This window comes from Massilia sp. UBA6681 (assembly GCF_002454935.1).
Taxonomy (GTDB): Bacteria; Pseudomonadota; Gammaproteobacteria; order Burkholderiales; family Burkholderiaceae_D; genus Telluria; species Telluria varians.
The window spans coordinates 1-17,138 of the sequence record NZ_DKJX01000055.1; the positions used below are offsets into that span (position 1 = coordinate 1).

18 protein-coding genes and 2 tRNA genes are annotated in these 17,138 nt (G+C 65.6%); 6 read left to right on the forward strand and 14 right to left on the reverse strand.

Translation table 11 applies throughout. From position 1 onward, the window contains the following. Positions 1-1,292: MHYT domain-containing protein (locus tag B2R83_RS08975; RefSeq protein ID WP_292040268.1), on the reverse strand; the 1,292-nt coding region annotated here is incomplete at its 3' end. Positions 1,293-1,370: 78 nt separating this feature from the next. Further along, complete coding sequence (locus tag B2R83_RS08980; protein WP_292040270.1) at positions 1,371-2,390, reverse strand: GGDEF domain-containing protein; 1,020 nt, start codon at positions 2,388-2,390, stop codon at positions 1,371-1,373. Between the two features lie 207 nt (positions 2,391-2,597). Here B2R83_RS08980 and B2R83_RS23900 point away from each other — a divergent pair, with 207 nt between their 5' ends. The 3 genes from B2R83_RS23900 (at position 2,598) to B2R83_RS08995 (ending at position 4,989) form a co-directional block, all read left to right on the forward strand. After that, the gene (locus B2R83_RS23900) at positions 2,598-2,879 is read left to right on the forward strand and encodes a helix-turn-helix domain-containing protein (RefSeq protein ID WP_307189215.1); all 282 of its coding nucleotides are present in this window, start codon (positions 2,598-2,600) and stop codon (positions 2,877-2,879) included. A gap of 172 nt (positions 2,880-3,051) precedes the next feature. Then, positions 3,052-3,921, forward strand: coding sequence for a protease HtpX (htpX, locus tag B2R83_RS08990; RefSeq protein ID WP_209586767.1), 870 nt, complete (start codon positions 3,052-3,054; stop codon positions 3,919-3,921). Between the two features lie 36 nt (positions 3,922-3,957). Next, positions 3,958-4,989 carry an AI-2E family transporter gene (locus B2R83_RS08995; protein ID WP_209586768.1) on the forward strand — a complete coding sequence of 344 codons (1,032 nt, stop codon included), beginning with the start codon at positions 3,958-3,960 and terminating at the stop codon, positions 4,987-4,989. A gap of 94 nt (positions 4,990-5,083) precedes the next feature. Here the strand turns inward: B2R83_RS08995 and B2R83_RS09000 are convergent. The 4 genes from B2R83_RS09000 to B2R83_RS09015 form a co-directional block, all read right to left on the reverse strand. Then, positions 5,084-5,158: transfer RNA gene (locus B2R83_RS09000), tRNA-Val, on the reverse strand. 41 nt (positions 5,159-5,199) lie between these two features. Then, positions 5,200-5,535, reverse strand: a complete 336-nt coding sequence (locus B2R83_RS09005; RefSeq protein ID WP_292040274.1) for a hypothetical protein — start codon at positions 5,533-5,535, stop codon at positions 5,200-5,202. Further along, positions 5,532-7,268, reverse strand: coding sequence for a GDSL-type esterase/lipase family protein (locus B2R83_RS09010; protein WP_292040276.1), 1,737 nt, complete (start codon positions 7,266-7,268; stop codon positions 5,532-5,534). The genes B2R83_RS09005 and B2R83_RS09010 overlap by 4 nt, the downstream gene beginning before the upstream one ends. Before the next feature lie 23 nt (positions 7,269-7,291). Then, on the reverse strand, positions 7,292-8,890 hold the full coding sequence (locus B2R83_RS09015; RefSeq protein ID WP_292040278.1) for a DUF5605 domain-containing protein: 1,599 nt from the start codon (positions 8,888-8,890) through the stop codon (positions 7,292-7,294). Between the two features lie 189 nt (positions 8,891-9,079). Here B2R83_RS09015 and B2R83_RS09020 point away from each other — a divergent pair, with 189 nt between their 5' ends. Beyond that, entirely contained in the window at positions 9,080-9,718 is a 639-nt protein-coding gene (locus B2R83_RS09020; RefSeq protein WP_292040280.1) for a class I SAM-dependent methyltransferase, read from the forward strand. Positions 9,719-9,773: 55 nt separating this feature from the next. Here the strand turns inward: B2R83_RS09020 and B2R83_RS09025 are convergent. The 4 genes from B2R83_RS09025 to B2R83_RS09040 all read right to left on the reverse strand — a co-directional run bounded on the left by B2R83_RS09025 (position 9,774) and on the right by B2R83_RS09040 (position 11,905). Then, positions 9,774-9,848: transfer RNA gene (locus B2R83_RS09025), tRNA-Val, on the reverse strand. A gap of 26 nt (positions 9,849-9,874) precedes the next feature. Then, positions 9,875-10,594, reverse strand: coding sequence for a DNA polymerase III subunit epsilon (dnaQ, locus tag B2R83_RS09030; protein WP_292040282.1), 720 nt, complete (start codon positions 10,592-10,594; stop codon positions 9,875-9,877). A gap of 85 nt (positions 10,595-10,679) precedes the next feature. Beyond that, entirely contained in the window at positions 10,680-11,135 is a 456-nt protein-coding gene (rnhA, locus tag B2R83_RS09035) for a ribonuclease HI (protein ID WP_292040284.1), read from the reverse strand. Continuing rightward, complete coding sequence (locus B2R83_RS09040) at positions 11,132-11,905, reverse strand: class I SAM-dependent methyltransferase (RefSeq protein ID WP_292040286.1); 774 nt, start codon at positions 11,903-11,905, stop codon at positions 11,132-11,134. Before B2R83_RS09040 ends, rnhA begins: the two co-directional genes overlap by 4 nt. Positions 11,906-11,932: 27 nt before the next feature. On the opposite strand from B2R83_RS09040, the gene gloB reads away from it, so the two are divergent. Continuing rightward, on the forward strand, positions 11,933-12,733 hold the full coding sequence (gene gloB, locus B2R83_RS09045; RefSeq protein ID WP_292040288.1) for a hydroxyacylglutathione hydrolase: 801 nt from the start codon (positions 11,933-11,935) through the stop codon (positions 12,731-12,733). A 40-nt stretch (positions 12,734-12,773) separates the two neighbouring features. Here the strand turns inward: gloB and aceB are convergent, their stop codons facing one another. After that, on the reverse strand, positions 12,774-14,363 hold the full coding sequence (gene aceB, locus B2R83_RS09050) for a malate synthase A (RefSeq protein WP_292040290.1): 1,590 nt from the start codon (positions 14,361-14,363) through the stop codon (positions 12,774-12,776). Between the two features lie 155 nt (positions 14,364-14,518). Here aceB and B2R83_RS09055 point away from each other — a divergent pair, with 155 nt between their 5' ends. Further along, positions 14,519-15,421: a LysR family transcriptional regulator gene (locus B2R83_RS09055; RefSeq protein ID WP_036215639.1), complete on the forward strand. Its 903-nt coding sequence runs from the start codon at positions 14,519-14,521 to the stop codon at positions 15,419-15,421. 93 nt (positions 15,422-15,514) lie between these two features. On the opposite strand, the gene B2R83_RS09060 is transcribed toward B2R83_RS09055, so the two are convergent. The 3 genes from B2R83_RS09060 to upp form a co-directional block, all read right to left on the reverse strand. Beyond that, complete coding sequence (locus B2R83_RS09060) at positions 15,515-15,718, reverse strand: cold-shock protein (RefSeq protein ID WP_036215636.1); 204 nt, start codon at positions 15,716-15,718, stop codon at positions 15,515-15,517. Between the two features lie 368 nt (positions 15,719-16,086). After that, on the reverse strand, positions 16,087-16,434 hold the full coding sequence (locus B2R83_RS09065) for an Hpt domain-containing protein (protein WP_209586775.1): 348 nt from the start codon (positions 16,432-16,434) through the stop codon (positions 16,087-16,089). Positions 16,435-16,459: 25 nt separating this feature from the next. Further along, on the reverse strand, positions 16,460-17,110 hold the full coding sequence (gene upp / locus B2R83_RS09070; protein ID WP_027867535.1) for a uracil phosphoribosyltransferase: 651 nt from the start codon (positions 17,108-17,110) through the stop codon (positions 16,460-16,462). Positions 17,111-17,138 lie beyond the last annotated feature (28 nt).

The window sequence follows — 17,138 nt, forward strand, 5'->3', positions numbered from 1 at the left end:
GCCACCGCGTCGCCTTCGCGCCGCACGCTCACCGCGACCCGGCCTCCCGGCTCGGTGAACTTGATCGCGTTCGACACCAAGTTCGACAAGACCTGCTGCATGCGTCCGAGGTCGCCCAACACCGGCCCGGCGTCGTAGTCGACCTCGGCCACCAGCTGGATCTGCTTGCCGAGCGCCGCCGGACGCGCGGTCTCGAGTGCGGCGTTGACGAATTCGGCCGGCGTCACGGCTTTTGCTTCCACACGTATTTTGCCGGCGATCAGGCGGCTCATGTCGAGCATGTCCTCGATCAGCTGCGACTGGGCGCGCGCATTGCGCTCGATGGTTTCCAGGCCGCGGCGCAGCATGGCCTCGTCGCGGTAGCCCTGCAGCAGCAGCTGCGACCAGCCCAGCATGGCATTGAGCGGCGTGCGCAGTTCGTGCGACAGCGTGGCCAGGAATTCGTCCTTCAGCTGGCTCAGGTGCTCGGCCTCGACCCGCGCCTTCTGCTCGCGCAGGTAGAGCTCCTGGCGCTCGGCAGCCGCTTCCTGCGAGGCCGCCAGGGTGCGGTTGCGCGACTCCAGGCGGGTATCGAACACCGCCGCCAGCAGCGCGATGCCGAGCACCGCGAAGCTGGCCACGGCGACCAGGATGGCGAGGTGGTCCTGGTTGACGCCGTTGTCGGCGGCGCGGCAGACGCTGGCGGCATCGAAGTGGGCCGCGGACATGCCGGTGTAGTGCATGCCCGCGATGGCGCCGCCCATGACGACGGCGGCGCCCAGCTGCAGCAGGCGCGGATGCCTGACGCTCTCGTTGAGGCGGAAACCGATCCACAGCGCGCCGGCGGAGGCGCCGATGGCGATCGCCACCGAGGCGGCGAACAGCCAGGGATCGTAGCGGATGGCCGGGTCCATGCGCATGCCGGCCATGCCGGTGTAGTGCATCGCATTGATGCCGAGGCCCATCAGGATCGCGCCCCAGGCCAGGTGGCGCACGGAGAGTTCGCGGTGGCGCAGCTGCCACAAGGCCATCCCGGACACGACCACCGGCAGCAGCCAGGAGACGAAGGTGATCAGGGGATCGTAGGCGAGCGGCATCGGCAGGCGGAAGGCCAGCATGCCGATGAAGTGCATGGCCCAGATGCCGCTGCCCATGGCGAAGGCGCCGCCCGCCATCCAGGCATGCGGCGCATGGCCGTGCGACTGCTTGACCCGCATCGACAGGCTCAGGGCCGTGTACGAGGCGAAGATCGCCACCAGGATCGAGAGCAGCACCAGCGTTGGTTGGTAATGGCCGATCAGCATAGGAGCCATTCACATCCCTTCATGTCCGCACCAAGCACGGCGCAGGCCTGGCGATCCGAGTGTACACGACGCCGGCCGGACCTGGCGCTATCGAATCTGACAGGACAGGACGGCCGCGGCCGCGACGTCGCCGTCGACCACCACCCGGTCGCGTCCGCCGCGCTTGGCAGCGTAGAGGGCCTTGTCGGCCGCCTCGATCAGCTGGGCCGGCTCGATCGCGCGGCCGCGCTCGAAGCCGGCCACCCCGATGCTGAGGGTCACATAAGGACGGAGCGCCGCCGGCGCATGCGGCAAACCCAGCGAAGCCACGTGTTCGCGGATCGCGTTCGCATGGGCGCGCGCCTGCTCGATCGTGGTGTCCGGCAGGATCGCCGCGAACTCCTCGCCGCCGTAGCGCGCGGCGACATCGGCCGGGCGCTTGCACATCGCGGCCAGCGCCTGCGCCACGGTGCTCAGGCAGGCATCGCCCTCCTGGTGGCCGAAGTGGTCGTTGTAGGCCTTGAAGGAATCGATGTCCATCAGGAGCAGCGACAGCGCGCCGCCGTTGCGCTGGGCGCGGCGCAGCTCGCGGTCGAGGGCGACGTCGAAATGACGGCGGTTGGCGATGCCGGTCAGGCCGTCCACATAGGAACGGGCGCGCAGCGATTCCGCGTGGTCGAGCAGGCGCCGCTCGCGGTCGAAGGCAGAGCTGACATCGCGGATCTCGACCAGGCAGAAGCGCTCGCCACCTTCGCTGAAGGGCGTCACGCTCACCGCCTGCTCGATGCGCACGCCATCGAAGCTGCCCGCCTCGCGCAGCGGGAACGGGGCGCGGCCGCTCGAGGCCGGGATGGTGGTCGCGGTCTCCTCGGTGAGGGCGGCCAGCACCGCCGACTCGACCCGCGAGCCGCGCAGTTCCGGGAAGACCTCGAACAAGGAACGCTCGCGCACCCGCGCGGCGGCGTAGCCCGAGCGCGGCACCATCCAGCCGTTCCACAGGACGATTTCCTGGCCGGCGTCGAGCACGATCAGGCCGGCGTTGACGAGGTTGACGGCGCGCGTGGCGAAACTGCTCGCAGCAGCGCTGGCGGGGTCGGTCTTGGTATTCATCGCCGGGCGGGTGGACATTCCAATATGATGACAAAAAGCAACTTCCGGATCATACCCGAGTTTGCGCCGCCGTTGGCCCCTGTGCCAAAAGTTCAGTTTACAAAAAGTGCATGGTCGTGATTTTTCGTGAGCCTTGGCATATCTCTTTCCGGCTACGATCAAGTCTTTGGTGCGGCCCATCCGGTCGCAGATGAGATCGACATGGGCGAACGAAAGGGATTACTAATGGCTGGCAAGATGGGTGAGGAATTCGGTGTGGACACCGTCGGAATAGACCTGGCAGCGGAACCGGCGCCCCAGAACGCGCCCTGGCCCGCCGCGCCCCACGAGCTGCGCCGGCTGCGCATCCGCAAGCGCGAAAGCCAGGAGAAATTCTGGAGCCGCTTCGGCGTCACCCAGTCCAGCGGCAGCCGCTTCGAGACCGGCGTCGTGATCCCGCCGCCGGTCGCGATCCTGCTGCGCCTGTACGTCAACGGCACCCTCAAGGACGAAGACCTGCACGGTTGAGCCCTCCCGCGGGGCGCCGGGCATGCGCCCCAGAGGCAGCACTTCTGTATTTATGAAGTAAAACTTCGAATTTCTTCGCTTTTCCCAGACCAGCCGGGTGCGTTATCCTTATGGCTGAGCAGGACCGGCCCCCAAGCCGTCCTGCCGCTATCGATCAACGCATACCGGAACCATGAAACGCACCGTACTTCTTATCGCCACCAACCTTGCCATCATGCTGGTGCTGGGCATTTCCGCCAGCCTGCTGGGTGTCAACCGCTTCCTCACCGCCAACGGCCTGAACCTCGGCGCCCTGCTCGTCTTCGCCGGCCTGATGGGCTTCGGCGGCGCCTTCATCTCGCTCCTGATCAGTAAACCCATGGCCAAGTGGTCGACCGGCGCGCGCGTGATCGGCCAGCCCTCGAACGCGACCGAAGCCTGGCTGATGGCCACCGTGGCGGCCCAGGCCCAGCGCGCCGGCATCGCCATGCCGGAAGTCGCCGTGTACGAAGGCGAACCGAATGCCTTCGCCACCGGCGCCTCGAAGAACGCGTCGCTGGTGGCGGTATCGACCGGCCTGCTGACGTCCATGACGCAGGACGAGGTCGAGGCCGTGCTGGCGCACGAGGTCGCGCACATCGCCAACGGCGACATGGTGACGCTCACCCTGATCCAGGGCGTGGTGAACACCTTCGTGATCTTCCTGGCGCGCGTGGTCGCCTACGCGGTCGACAGCTTCCTGCGCAAGGACGAGGAAAGCAGCGGCCCGGGCATCGCGTACACCATCACCGCCATCGTCTGCGATATCCTGTTCGGTATCCTGGCCAGCATCATCGTGGCCTGGTTCTCGCGCCAGCGCGAATTCCGTGCCGACCGCGGCGCCGCGCAGATCATGGGCACGCCGCGTCCGATGATCGATGCGCTGGCACGGCTGGGCGGGATCAGCGCCGGCGCGCTGCCGAAGAACATGGCGGCATCGGGCATCGCCGGCGGCGGCGTGATGTCGCTGTTCAGCAGCCACCCGTCGTGCGAGGAGCGCATCGCTGCGCTCCAGCGCGCCTGAACACTTAACACAACATAACAAGGGGTCCAGGCCAGGATGCGCTACTCGTCACTCGTGCTGCCGGTGCTGTTCACAATCGCACTGGCGCTGCTGCTGCAGCACTTCCTCGGCTCGCTGGCCTGGGCCGGCCTGCTGGCGGTCATTACCTGGCCGCTGCACGAACGCCTGCAGGCGCGCGGGCTGCCGCGCATGGCCAGCGCCAGCATCCTGCTCGGATTGCTGGTGCTGTGCTTCGTCGGCCCCTCGCTGCTGCTGTTCAAGGCGCTCGGCAACGAGCTGGTCGGCCTGCAGCGCCTGCTGGCCGAGCTCAACGAAGTCGGGGTGCCGGCGCCAGCCTGGCTGGCCGGCATCCCGGTGGTGGCCGAGCGTATCCTGGAATGGTGGAACGAGCACCTCGCGGTGCCGGGCGGCCTGAACGCGCTGATCCAGTCCACCCTGGGCGGCGTCATGCCGCACCTGACGGGCGCGGCGCGCTTCTGGGGCTCGGTGATCCTCGCCAACGCCCTGTACCTGTTCCTGACCCTGCTCACCCTGTTCATCCTCTACCTGCACGGCCCCGCCGTGGTGCGCTACGTCGATGGCGCAGGCAGCCGCCTGCTGCCCGACCACTACGGCAACCTGCGCCGCATCCTGCCCCTGTCCGTGCGCGGCACCGCGCTCGGCCTGTGCTCGATCGCGCTGCTGGAGGGGATCGTGCTGGGCGTCGCCTACTACGTCGCCGGCGCGCCGGCCCCGGCGATGCTGGGCGTGATCACCGGCTACCTGGCCCTGATCCCGGGCGGCGCGCCGCTCTCCTTCACCATGGTCTCGCTGCTGCTGCTCGGCCAGGGCAACGCGGGCGCCGCGCTGGGCCTGTTCACCTGGGGCGCGGTGGAGCTGTTCATGGTCGACAAGTTCATCCGCCCGAAACTGATCGGCCACCGCGTCAACCTGCCTTTCCTGGCGGTGCTGTTCGGCCTGCTGGGGGGCGTGTCGACGCTGGGTGTGATCGGGCTGTTCGTGGGGCCCTTCATGATGGCGGTGCTGTTCAGCTGGCTGCGCGAAGGACAAGTGACGCCCAGGACTTGATACTCGGGGGCGGGCGCGCAGCGCGCCCGTTCTCCCAGACCTTGAAATGCAAAAAGGCCCGCAACATTTTCACGTTGCGGGCCTTTTCTTATTCTGGTGGGAAGTGCAAGTTTCGAACTTGCGACCCCTGCAGTGTGAATGCAGTGCTCTACCCCTGAGCTAACCTCCCGAGTGCGCGTATTATGCACTATCTATTGAGATTCATCAATATCAAACCGGATTATCGTTCTCCGCTTTCGGCGGCTGCGCCAGCACCCACATGAAGTACAGCGCCTTCGCCGCCTTGGCGCGGCTGACGAGCGCCTTCGGGTCGAGCTGGCTGCCATTGAGCATGCGGCCGCGCTGGATCCCTGCCTCCGCGCGCACCAGGCCGAGTGCATAGGCCTCTTTCAAGCTGGCGGCATACGCGGCCGACACCTCGCCGCGATCGAGCAAACGCTCCCAGCCGACCAGCGGGTAGTACATGGCGCCCTGCGCGCCGCTGTCGAGGTTGGGGTCGTAGCCGGGCGCGCCCGGCAGCACGGTCTTGCCGTTGTAGTCGGTCATGTAGGCCGGCCTGGCGGCGAAGCGGGCGCGGTAGGCATCGAGCGGATCACGCCCATCAGTTCGCGCGAGAGCGGGCCGTCGGCGTACTGCGCCAGCCTTCCCGCAGGCAGGCGCATCGCCCTGGCAAGCGCCGCGGCGAACTCGCGGGTCTGCATGGTCTGCTGCGGATTGAAATTGCCTTGCGCATCCTTGCTCAGGACGCGCAGTTGCAGCAGCTTCTCGACCTGGTCGCGGTAATACGCGCCTTCGCCGGCAACGATGTCGCGCGCGGTTTCAGGATGGATCGACGACCAGTCGCCGGCGGCGATCGCGGCGCGCACTTCGCTGCGCAGTCCGGCGACGATGCCGGCAGCGACACTGTCGCCCTGCCCTGCCAGCCGCGCCAGTTCACCGACGACCATGCGCGCATACTGTTTCGACAGCGACTCGCGGAAATGGGTGCCGTCGATCTTGTTGGCGGGGTGGCCGTTGGCGTAGCTGCCGTCGTTGGTCTTGCCGGGCGTCTCGCCGGCCTCGATCGCCATCACCATCGGCATGAGGCCCGTGACGCCCACCTCGTTGTAGTAGTCGACGCTGCGCGCGTTCAGGTCCACCACCGTGACCCCATGCGCCGCGCCCAGCCTTTTCATCAGCGCGGGGAAGCGGCGCTTGCTGAAGGAATCGACGAACGCGTCGCCGGGTCGCGCGTTGCCGTTCACGCGCGACATCGGCGTGACGAAGACCGGCACCATGCCGCGCGCGCGGATCGCCGGCAGGTAGAATTCGGTAATGAAGGTCTCGTACATCGCCTCGGTCGATCCGCGCCCGAAGCGCCGCGCCTCGTCCAGGCTTTCGTCGTTGTGGCCGAACTGGATCATCACGATGTCGCCGACACGGCCGTCCATCAAGAGGTCATTGAGCCGCCCTTCCGCATAGGCGTTGCGAAAGGACCGCCCGCCCATCGAATAATTCAGCAGCCTGAACTTGCGCGGGTCGAACAGCTTGTCGACGACCTGCCCCCAGCCGCTCATCGGCGCCTCGTCGAAGGTATAGGATTTGACGGTCGAATCGCCCAGCGTGTAGATGGTGGGCAGCCTGCCGGCCTCCCGCGCCTGGGGCGCAATCGGCGTGAGCACGATGTCCTCGACGCCGACCGGCGTACCGGTGCGCTTCGGCTCGATCTCGATATCGATGAAGCCGCGCCCGTTCACGTAGCGATAGGACCATTGCCTGCCTTGTGCGCTGATTACCGTCCTGTTCGGCAGCAGGCTGGCGGCATCCCAGAACACGCCGGGCGCCAGGCGGCTGGCCTGCATGCCGGTCACCGAGACAATGGTGTCCTCGATCGGCGAGGTGGTGTTGACCCTGATTGCGTAGGCGCCCCGGGGAGCCTTGATGCGAAACGCCATGCCATAGTTGTTGTAATGGTCCTTCTCGAAGCCCTTCTCCATCTCGAAGGCCGGCTCGGTGATTGCGAAGCCCTTGCCATCGCTGCGGATCCCGCTCGTGTGCACGGTGCGGGCAGGCAGTGCGCCGGTACGGTCGACGAAACCGTAGCCCAGGGCGGCGTCGTACAAGGGAGCGCCGCTATCTGCACTCCACTTGACCTGGATGGCCCCGGGCGCCGGCTGGCTGCCGAAATGAAAGTGCAACGGGTGCGCAGGCGCTTGCGCTGCCGCCAGCGCGGGCAGGCACAGCGCCAGGCCCGCCAATGCATGGCGCAGCCTGGCGCTGCGATCGATACTGAAGTTCATGTGCTTCGCTTTACTGGTGGGTGTCAATCGTCGGCGGCGGCGCCGGGCAGCGGCGCGCCGGGACCGGTGGGCATGGCGCCGACGCGCTGGATGCGCAAGGCCATGTAGGGCTTGCCCGGCAGCGCGAGCACGCGCTTGTCCTTGTCGGCGACGCGGTAGCGCGTCAGCTCGCCGATTTCGAAGGTGCCGGGCACCGGATCGACCGTCATGTTCCAGGTGTCGATCAGGTCCACCTTGAAGCGCATCCCTTTCTTGAGTTCGCCGACCGGCAGCACGAAGGGCCATTCGCGCGGACGCTCGTCCCCAAAATAATATAAATAGTATTCACCCGCCTTGCCGGCCGCGTTCATCACGAACAGCTGGTCGATCGGTTTGAGTCCTTCCGGCGGCCCGCTTTCCACGATCTTGCGCAGGAAGCCGATCCGCTCGGGGCTGGTGCCGGCCAGGAAGCCGCCGCCGCCGATCCAGCCGTTGTCGAGGATCTCGCCGTGCGTGGCGTAGGCGCCCCCGGTCAGCGCAATCCAGAAGCGGCGCGTCAGTTCTTCGCCGCTGAGCTGACCCCAGCGGCTGGCCGAGTTGCCTTCGTAGTTGATCTCGTCGTGCACGATGGGCTTGCGGTAGATGTCGCGCAGCAGCGGCGAGACGCCGAAGACCTTGACCGCGTTGTAGTACTGCAGGCTCACGTGCGTGACCCAGGGCTTGTTGTAGTCGTAGATGCGGTCGGCATTGTGGATCGAACGCAGATGGCCGTAGGGGTCGTATTTCTGGACGATCTGGAAGTAGCGGTCGAAGTCCTCGTCGCTCAGGTGCTTGATGTAGCTGTTCTCGTTGGCCAGGCTCCACCAGATGTTCTGGAAGGCCGCGAAGCGCGCCACCATGTAGCGCACGAAGCGCTGGTTGACGGCGTCGCTGGTGGTGTCGAAGCCCCACTGGCCCTTGTCGTAGGGCCGGAACAGGATCAGGTCGACCTGGATGCCGAGATCCGAGAGCCGCTTCACGTCCCGCTCCAGGTTCTGGAAGTACACGGGGTTGAAGCGCGAGAAGTCGAAGTCGGCGCGCGAACTGCCCACGAACGGGAACTCGGTGAGCTTGCCCGGGCCGCTGAGGTAGTTCGGCTTGTAGGGCGGCACCGCCAGCATGCGCGCCTTGTTGAAAGGGTGTTTCTGCAGGGTGGCCAGGGTTTGCAGCTTCTTCGCTTCCGGCTGGAAGGCCCATTCATAGATGGTGGTGCCGAAGGGGTAGAAAGGCGTGCCGTCGGCATGGGCGAAGTGGTGGACCTTGGCCACCCGCACCGGCCCCTTGTTGGCGCTTTCGACGGAAAGAAAACTGCCCTGCTTTCCGTCCAGGTCCTGATGGTTGCTGCGCGTGACCCAGGTCCATGCGCCGACGCTGGGCGGCATGAAGCGGATCCGGTAGGTGCCCTTGCCGTCGTAGAAGCCTTCCGGACTGAAGCTCTCGGCGCCCTTGGTGAAGGTGGCGCTCAGCTCGAGGTCGACGAAGGGATTGCCGGCATCCTGCCCCTTCAGGACGATCTCGTAGACGCCATACCTGTCGACGCGCTCCTGAGCCAGGGCGCTTGCGGGACCGCAGATCAAGAACAGCAGCACGAGCAGGTATTTCATGAGGTCCCCAGCAATGTTGTACGATGACTGATCACAAGAACATAGCAGAGCTCGCTCTCAAACTCAAGCAACGGTGCGCTGGTCGCTCCCGTTTGGAGGGAAGTCATCGTACATCCACAAGGCTTGAGCCCGCCGGTGCATGAATCGGGTAAGCTTGGAGGGATCGATCGATCACCCAGGAGTTCCCGCGTGCCCGACCAGCTTCCCTCCCCACCCGATCAGGCCGCAAGCGCGCCGGCTTCGCCGATGCGTCGCCGCGTGGTGCACGGAACGGCCGCCCTGGCCGGTGCCTCATTGGCGGCGGCACTGCTGCTGCCCGCGCACGCCGCGGCTGCGCGGCTGCCGGTCGTGCCCTATGTTTCCACGCCACCGGATGTGGTGCGGCGCATGCTGGCGCTGGGCCGGGTCGGCCGCGACGACACCGTCTACGACCTGGGCTGTGGCGACGGCCGCATCGTGATCGAGGCAGCACGGCGCCATGGCGCGCGCGGCGTCGGCATCGACCTGGATCCCGAGCGCATCCGCGAAGCGCGCGAGAATGCGCGCCGCGCCGGCGTGGAGCGGCGGGTACGCTTCCAGCAGGCAGACCTGTTCGCAACCGATTTCAGTCCGGCCACGGTGGTCATGCTGTATTTGCTGTTCGAGGTGAACCTGAAGTTGATGCCGCAGCTATGGCGCCAGCTGCGCCCGGGCAGCCGCGTGGTGTCGCACGACTTCCACATGGGCGGACAGTGGCCGCCCGAGCAGATCGTGCGGATCCGCGACCATTCCCTGTACGCCTGGACCATCACGCCCGACCTCAGGGCCTACGTGGCGGAACAGCCGTGAAAACAAAAAAGACGCTGACTGCCATCGCAATCAACGTCTTTTTTGACTAAATTCTTGGTGGGAAGTGCAAGTTTCGAACTTGCGACCCCTGCAGTGTGAATGCAGTGCTCTACCCCTGAGCTAACCTCCCGAAGCGAGGCGTATTATGCCACAGGATCACTCGGCCGTCACCCCTGCGGGCGAATAATTCCGCCAGAGGCAGCTGCCCTTCACATTCTTGTCCAGGCCGGCCAGGACTTCTTCGTGCGCGGCGAGTTCGTCGGCACTGGCTGCCACCACGATGATCTCGCCGAGCGGCCCCGCATCGCCCAGTTCGCCGCCGGAGCTCGCTTCGACCGCCACATCCATGGTCAGCGAGTTCTGGCCGCGCGTCATCGCCAGATACACGTCCGCCAGCAGCTCCGAGTCCAGCAATGCGCCGTGCAGCTTGCGGTGCGCGTTCGAGATTTCGTAGCGGTCGCACAGCGCGTCCAGCGAGTTGCGCTTGCCCGGATGGAGTTCCTTGGCCTGCACCAGGGTATCGATCACGCCGCTGCAGTGCGAGGTGAACGGCGGCAGGCCGAGGCGCTGGAACTCGTGGTTCAGGAAGCCCAGGTCGAAGGGCGCGTTGTGGATGATGACTTCGGCGCCCTGTACGTATTCGCGCAGTTCCTCGACGATCTCGGCAAACTTCGGCTTGTCGCTCAGGAATTCGGTGGTCAGGCCGTGCACCGCCAGCGCGGCCTCGTCCGAGTCGCGCTCCGGGTTGATATAACGGTGAAAATTATTGCCGGTCAGCTTCCGGTTGAGGATCTCGACGCAGCCGACCTCGATGATGCGGTCACCCGTGCGGGGATTCAGGCCGGTGGTTTCGGTATCGAGGACAATCTGGCGCATGGCGTGGGGTGTGTGAGTTGAAGCGGATTGCAGTATAGCAAAACGCGGCCCCGGCCGAAGGCCCCGATGGCGCGCCTGACGCGAATTAGCGACGCACCGAGGCCGCGCCGCGGTTGGCCAGCACGTCCGCGCGCTCGTTGCCCGGATGGCCGTTATGGCCGCGCACCCAGCGCCATTCGACCGCATGCTGCTGCTGCGCCAGGTCGAGCGCCTTCCACAGGTCGTCGTTCTTCACCGGTTCCCTGGTCGAGGTCTTCCAGCCGCGCGCCTTCCAGCCGTGGATCCATTCCGAAATCCCCTTCTGCACGTACTGGCTGTCGGTGTGCAGCACGACCTGGCACGGGCGGGTCAAGACGCCGAGCGCCTCGATCACGGCGCGCAGCTCCATGCGGTTGTTGGTGGTGTTCGGCTCGCCGCCGAAGATTTCCTTTTCGTGGCCGCCCGAGACCAGCAGCGCTCCCCAGCCGCCGGTGCCTGGATTGCCCTTGCAGGCGCCGTCGGTATAAATCTCGACCTTGGTATCGTTGTTTGCTTCGCTCATTCTCTATTCGCCGCCGGCACTGCTGCCGGCCGCTTGCTCGTTTTCTTGTTCCATGCAGGTCCGATGATGTGCATGCCCTTGACCCGCTTGATGGCGTGGACCACGTACACGGCGCCCAGGTAGGGCCACCAGCGCCGGCCGGCCGACTCCATCATCGAGAACCGGCTCAGCCAATGGGCTGTCCGGCACGGCGGCGCGTAGCAGCCGAAGTGACTACGCGTGGCGCCGAGATTCAGCAATTTTAACCAGTCCTTCAGGCGCGGCATAGAGATGAACTCGCCGGAGGCCGGCAGGTAGCCGTTACGCGTGACCTTGCCCACGCCCTGCCGCATGCCCCACAGGCTGGCCGGGTTGAAGCCGCAGATGATCAGCTGCCCTTCCGGGATCAGCACGCGCTCGACCTCGCGCAGCACCTGGTGCGGCTCGGCGGCAAACTCGAGCACGTGCGGCAGCACCACCAGGTCGATGCTGTGCGAGGCGAAGGGCAGCTCTTCGAAGTCGAGCGCCACCGCGATCTGCTGGCCGCCGGCCGCAAAGGCGAGTTCGTCGGCGGTCGAGGTGCGGATCGCGGCCTGCCACTTGTTGGGCATGCGGCTGGCCGCCAGCGCGTCGAGCTGGGGCACGCCGATCTGCAGCGCGTTGAAGCCGAAGATGTCGACCGTGAGCTCGTCGAGGCAGGCTTGCTCGAAGGCGCGCACGTAGGCGCCCGCCGGCGATTGCAGCCAGCGGTCGAGCGCTATAATGGATTTTTCCGATGCCGCGCTGTCCATGCCACCCTTTCAGCCTCCACATTTACCATGACGAGTCAAGCACGCCAGGACCTTGCAGTCCTTACCGTTCCCGCCTTTAACGACAATTACCTGTGGGTGATCCATGACGGCGTCCATGCAGCAGTGGTCGACCCGGGCGATGCCGGCCCCATCCAGGAGACGCTGGCCGAACACCATCTTACCCTTTCCGCCATTTTACTCACCCATCACCATGCTGACCATATCGGTGGCGTGCCCGCCCTGTTGGCGCAAGGCAGTGTTCCGGTGTTCGGACCACGCAATGACGGCATCGAGGGCATCACCCAGGCGCTGGGCGAAGGCGAGCGCATGGAGGTGCCGGGGCTCGACCTGGAACTCGAGGTGCTCGAGGTGCCGGGCCATACGCTGGGCCACATCGCCTATGTGCGGCGCACGCCAGGTGCGCACTGGTTGTTCTGCGGCGATACCCTGTTTGCCGGCGGCTGCGGCCGGCTGTTCGAAGGGACGCCGGCGCAGATGGCGGACTCGCTCGCCAAGCTGGCCGCGCTGCCGGACGATACGCTGGTCTATTGCGCGCACGAATACACGGTATCGAACCTGCGCTTCGCGCAGGCGGTCGAACCGGACAACCAGGGACTCGCCCTGCGCATGAAGGACGCGAGCGAGCGGCGCGGGACGCGCTTGCCGACAGTGCCTTCGACCATCGGGCTGGAACGCGGGACCAATCCCTTCCTGCGCTACACGGAACCGGGGATCGTGAAAAGCCTGGTGGGAGCCGGCAGGCTGAAGGAAGGCGCGGCGCCGGTGGAGGCCTTCGCGGCGCTGCGCGAGTGGAAGAACGTGTTTTGAACGATCACGATGGCCGGCTGCGCCGGCCATCGCTCGGACATCAGATTTCTTCGTACAGCGGCAGGGTCAGGAACTCGGCAAACGTGTCCGAGGTCGACATCTGCTCGAAGATCTCGGCCGCGCGCGCATAGCTCGGGTTGTCGCCGTTCGGCGCCACCGCCTTCACCTTGGCCAGCTCTTCCGGAATCATCGCGCGCACCATCTCGGCGGTCACCTTGCGGCCATCCTCGAGCACACCCTTGGGCGTCCGGATCCACTGCCACACCTGCGAGCGGCTGATCTCGGCCGTCGCGGCGTCTTCCATCAGGTTATGGATCGGCACGCAGCCGTTGCCGGCCAGCCAGGCGCCGAGATAGTGGATGCCGACGTTGATGTTGTAGCGCAGGCCCTCTTCCGTGATCGGCGTTTCCGGTTTGAAGTCGAGCAGTTCGGCCGCCGTCACCTTGACGTCGGGACGCTGCTTCTCGATCTGGTTGGGCTTGTCGCCCAGCACCTTCACGAACTCGGTCATCGCCAGGTCCACCAGGCCCGGGTGGGCCACCCAGCCGCCGTCGTAGCCGTCGGTCGCATCGCGCGCCTTGTCGCTGCGCACGCCGCCCATGGCGACCTCGTTCTTCGCCGGGTCGTTCTTGATCGGGATCAGCGCCGACATGCCGCCGATCGCCGGCGCACCGCGCTTGTGGCAAGTCTTCAGGAGCAGCAGCGCATAGGCGCGCATGAAGGGGGCCGTCATCGTCACCTTGGCGCGGTCGGCCAGGCAGAAGTCCTTGTCCAGCTTGAACTTCTTGATGCACGAGAAGATGTAGTCCCAGCGGCCGGCGTTCAGGCCGGCGCTGTGCTCGCGCAGCTCGTACAGGATCTCGTCCATCTCGAAGGCCGCCAGGATGGTCTCGATCAGCACGGTCGCCTTGATGGTGCCGCGTGGCAGGCCGAGCGCTTCCTGGGTCATGATGAAGATGTCGTTCCACAGCCGTGCCTCATGGTGCGATTCCATCTTCGGCAGGTAGAAGTACGGGCCGGCGCCGCGCGCCAGCTGTTCCTTCGCGTTATGGAACATGAACAGGGCAAAGTCGAAGATGCCGCCCGAGACCCGCTTGCCGTCGACCAGCACGTGCTTCTCGTCCAGGTGCCAGCCGCGCGGGCGCACCACCAGGGTGGCCACCTTGTCGTTGAGCTGGTAGGTCTTGCCGTTCTGCTCGAGCGAGATGGTGCGGCGCACGGCGTCGCGCATGTTCAGCTGCCCGGTGATCTGGTTGTCCCAGTTCGGCGTGTTCGAATCCTCGAAGTCGGTCATGTAGCTGTCCGCGCCGGAATTGAGCGCGTTGATGACCATCTTGCGCTCGACCGGGCCGGTGATCTCCACGCGGCGGCATGCGAGGGCCGGCGGGATCGGCGCGATCTTCCAGTCGCCTTCGCGGATGTGCGCGGTGTCGGGCAGGAAGTCGGGACGTTCGCCCGCGTCGAGGCGGCGGGCGCGTTCGGCGCGCGCGGCCAGCAACTGCTGGCGGCGCGGCTCGAAGGCGCGCGAGAGCGTCGCGACCAGCTCGAGGGCCTCAATCGTCAGGATCTGTTCGTAACCAGGCTTGATCTCGGCGGTAATCTGCATGCCGGCGGGGGTGGCGATCGTCATTGCTCAACTCCTGTAAGTGGGAAACGGGTGCGCGCCTGCACCCCATGCAGGGCGTCTTGGCGTTTGTCATAGCATCAAGTATATTCACTTACAGATAGCTAAACGATACATTTTCTCACTACATCTGTGCGTTTTTGTATCAAATCGGGAGGAAGATGGACAAGTTCAGGCAGATCTCCACCTTCGTGGAAGTGGTCGCCCGCGGCAGCCTGTCGGCGGCGGCGCGCGCCGAAGGCATCGCGCCGGCCATGATCGGGCGGCGCCTCGATGCGCTCGAGGCGCGCCTCGGCGTCAAGCTCCTGCAGCGCACCACGCGCCGCCTGGCGCTCACCGACGAGGGCGCGGCCTTCCTGGAGGACTGCCAACGCATCCTCGTCGAACTCGAGGAAGCCGAATCCGCCGCCGCCGAACGCAGCGCCCGCGCCACCGGGCATTTGCTGGTGTCGGCGCCGGCCGGGTTCGGGCGCCAGCACGTGGCGACCCTGCTGCCCTCCTTCCTGGCCGAGCACCGCGAGCTGACCGTCAACCTCAACCTCACCGACCGCCTGGTCGACGTGGTTGGCGAAGGCGTCGACGTGGCGATCCGCATTGCCAGCCTGACCGACTCGAACCTGGTCGGCACCAAGCTGGCCGACAACCACCGCGTGGTGGTTGGTGCCCCCGCCTACCTGAAGCGCCACGGGCGCCCGCGGGTGCTGGCCGACCTGGCGAAACACAACTGCCTGGCGATCAGCAGCGAAGGCAGCCAGCGCGGCTGGACCTTCCTCGACAAGGGAAAGCCGGTCACCCTCAAGGTGGGCGGCAACATGGAGTGCAACGACGGCGCGGTCCTGCACGCCTGGGCCCTGGCGGGCAAGGGACTGGCCTGGCGTTCGATGTGGGAAGTGGGCGCGCAGATCGCGGCGGGCGAACTGTGCACCGTGCTGGACGAATTCGCCGCACCGGGCAATGACATTTATGCGGTATTTGCTCAGCGGCAGCACTTGCCTTTACGTATACGTGCTTTCGTCGACTTCTTGCGTCGCAGCTATTCTCAGCCGGAGTATTGGCGGATATGAGGGCCAATCATGCGCTACGGGTAGCGCCCTGAGCTGAACAGGCAAAAAAAATCCCCGGTGATCCGGGGATTCTTTGCTATCGCTGGAGAGCGATTACAGCGGCTGGATGTTCGCGGCCTGCTTGCCCTTCGGGCCAGTGGTCACGTCGAACGAAACGCGCTGGTTCTCTTGCAGCGATTTGAAGCCGGTGCTCTGGATTGCCGAGAAGTGTGCGAACAGATCTTCGCCGCCTTCATCAGGGGTGATGAAGCCGAAACCCTTCGAATCATTGAACCATTTAACGATGCCAGTTGCCATTACAATTTCCTATTTCAGTTAAGTTGGGCTTGCGCCCGTTTAAGATCGTTTGAAGAAGCAAGAAAGGAATGACAGACAGACTGCACTACTACCTACAACCCAACGATCCCGCATTATACCGAATAAAAACGGCGGAACACCCATTTTGCGCTGTAAAAAAGCGGATATCCGCAACAATTCCCATAAAAATTCTCATTTTCAACTTTTATGGGCCTGTTTTTGATTCGGCAGTAGGGAAAATATAGGCCATCGAGTGGCCGCAAATTTGCGCGGCATCAAACGATTCTGCGATGATTCATTGCGATTAGGCATTGCGACGAAGCTGCAAACCGGCTAGCGCCGGCGCGAGCGCGCAGGGCGCGAAGGGATCAGGCCAGGCCGCGCGGGTCGCGCCGCGCCGCGTCCACGAACTGCAGCAGTTCGCCGACCCAGGCGGCCCAGTCGCTGGCGGCGACGGCTTCGAAGGCGGTCAGCACGCGCAGGCGCTGCTCCAGCAGGCGCGCATGCTGGCCGAGGCCGCGGTAGCCGAAGGTGACGGCGGAGCCGGCCATGGTATGCAGCATGGCCTGCAGTTCGGCGGCCGCCGCCGCCGGTTGCGCGGGATCGAGCCCGGCGCCCAGCAGCCGGATGCGCTCGAGGGTTGCGGGCAGCCGGCTGGCAAAGCCGGCGTTCGCCGTCGCCAGGCGCGAGAAGAACTGCTGGTCCGCCGCGTGCATGCCCGCTCTCCTCCCGGTGCCGTGCTTACTTGGTGCCGAAGATACGGTCGCCGGCATCGCCCAGGCCCGGCACGATGTAGGCGTCCTCGTTCAGGTGCGAATCGAGCGAGGCGACGTAGACCTTCACGTCCGGGTGCGACTTCTGGAACACCTCGATCCCTTCCGGTGCGGCCACCAGGGCCAGGAACAGGATCTGCTCGCTCGGCACGCCGCGCTTCTTGAGCACATCGACGGCATGGACCGCCGAATTGCCGGTCGCGATCATAGGGTCGCACAGGATGAAGGTACGCTCGTTGGTGTCCGGCAGGCGCACCAGGTACTCGACCGGCTCGTGGGTGTCCGGATCGCGGAACACGCCGATGTGGCCGACGCGCGCCGAGGGCACCAGTTCCAGCAGGCCGTCGCTCATGCCGATGCCGGCGCGCAGGATCGGCACGATCGCCAGCTTCTTGCCGGCGATGACCGGCGCCTCGATCGTCACCAGCGGGGTCTGCACGGTACGGGTGGTCAGCGGCAGGTCGCGCGTGATCTCGTACCCCATCAAGAGCGTGAGCTCGCGCAGCAGTTCGCGGAAGGTGCGCGTGGACGTATCGTGCTCGCGCATGTGCGACAGCTTGTGCTGGATGAGCGGGTGGTTCAGGATGAAGAGGTTGGGAAAGCGCGGATCTTGTTTCATGGTCGATATCGAACGTGTTGGGGTGAGG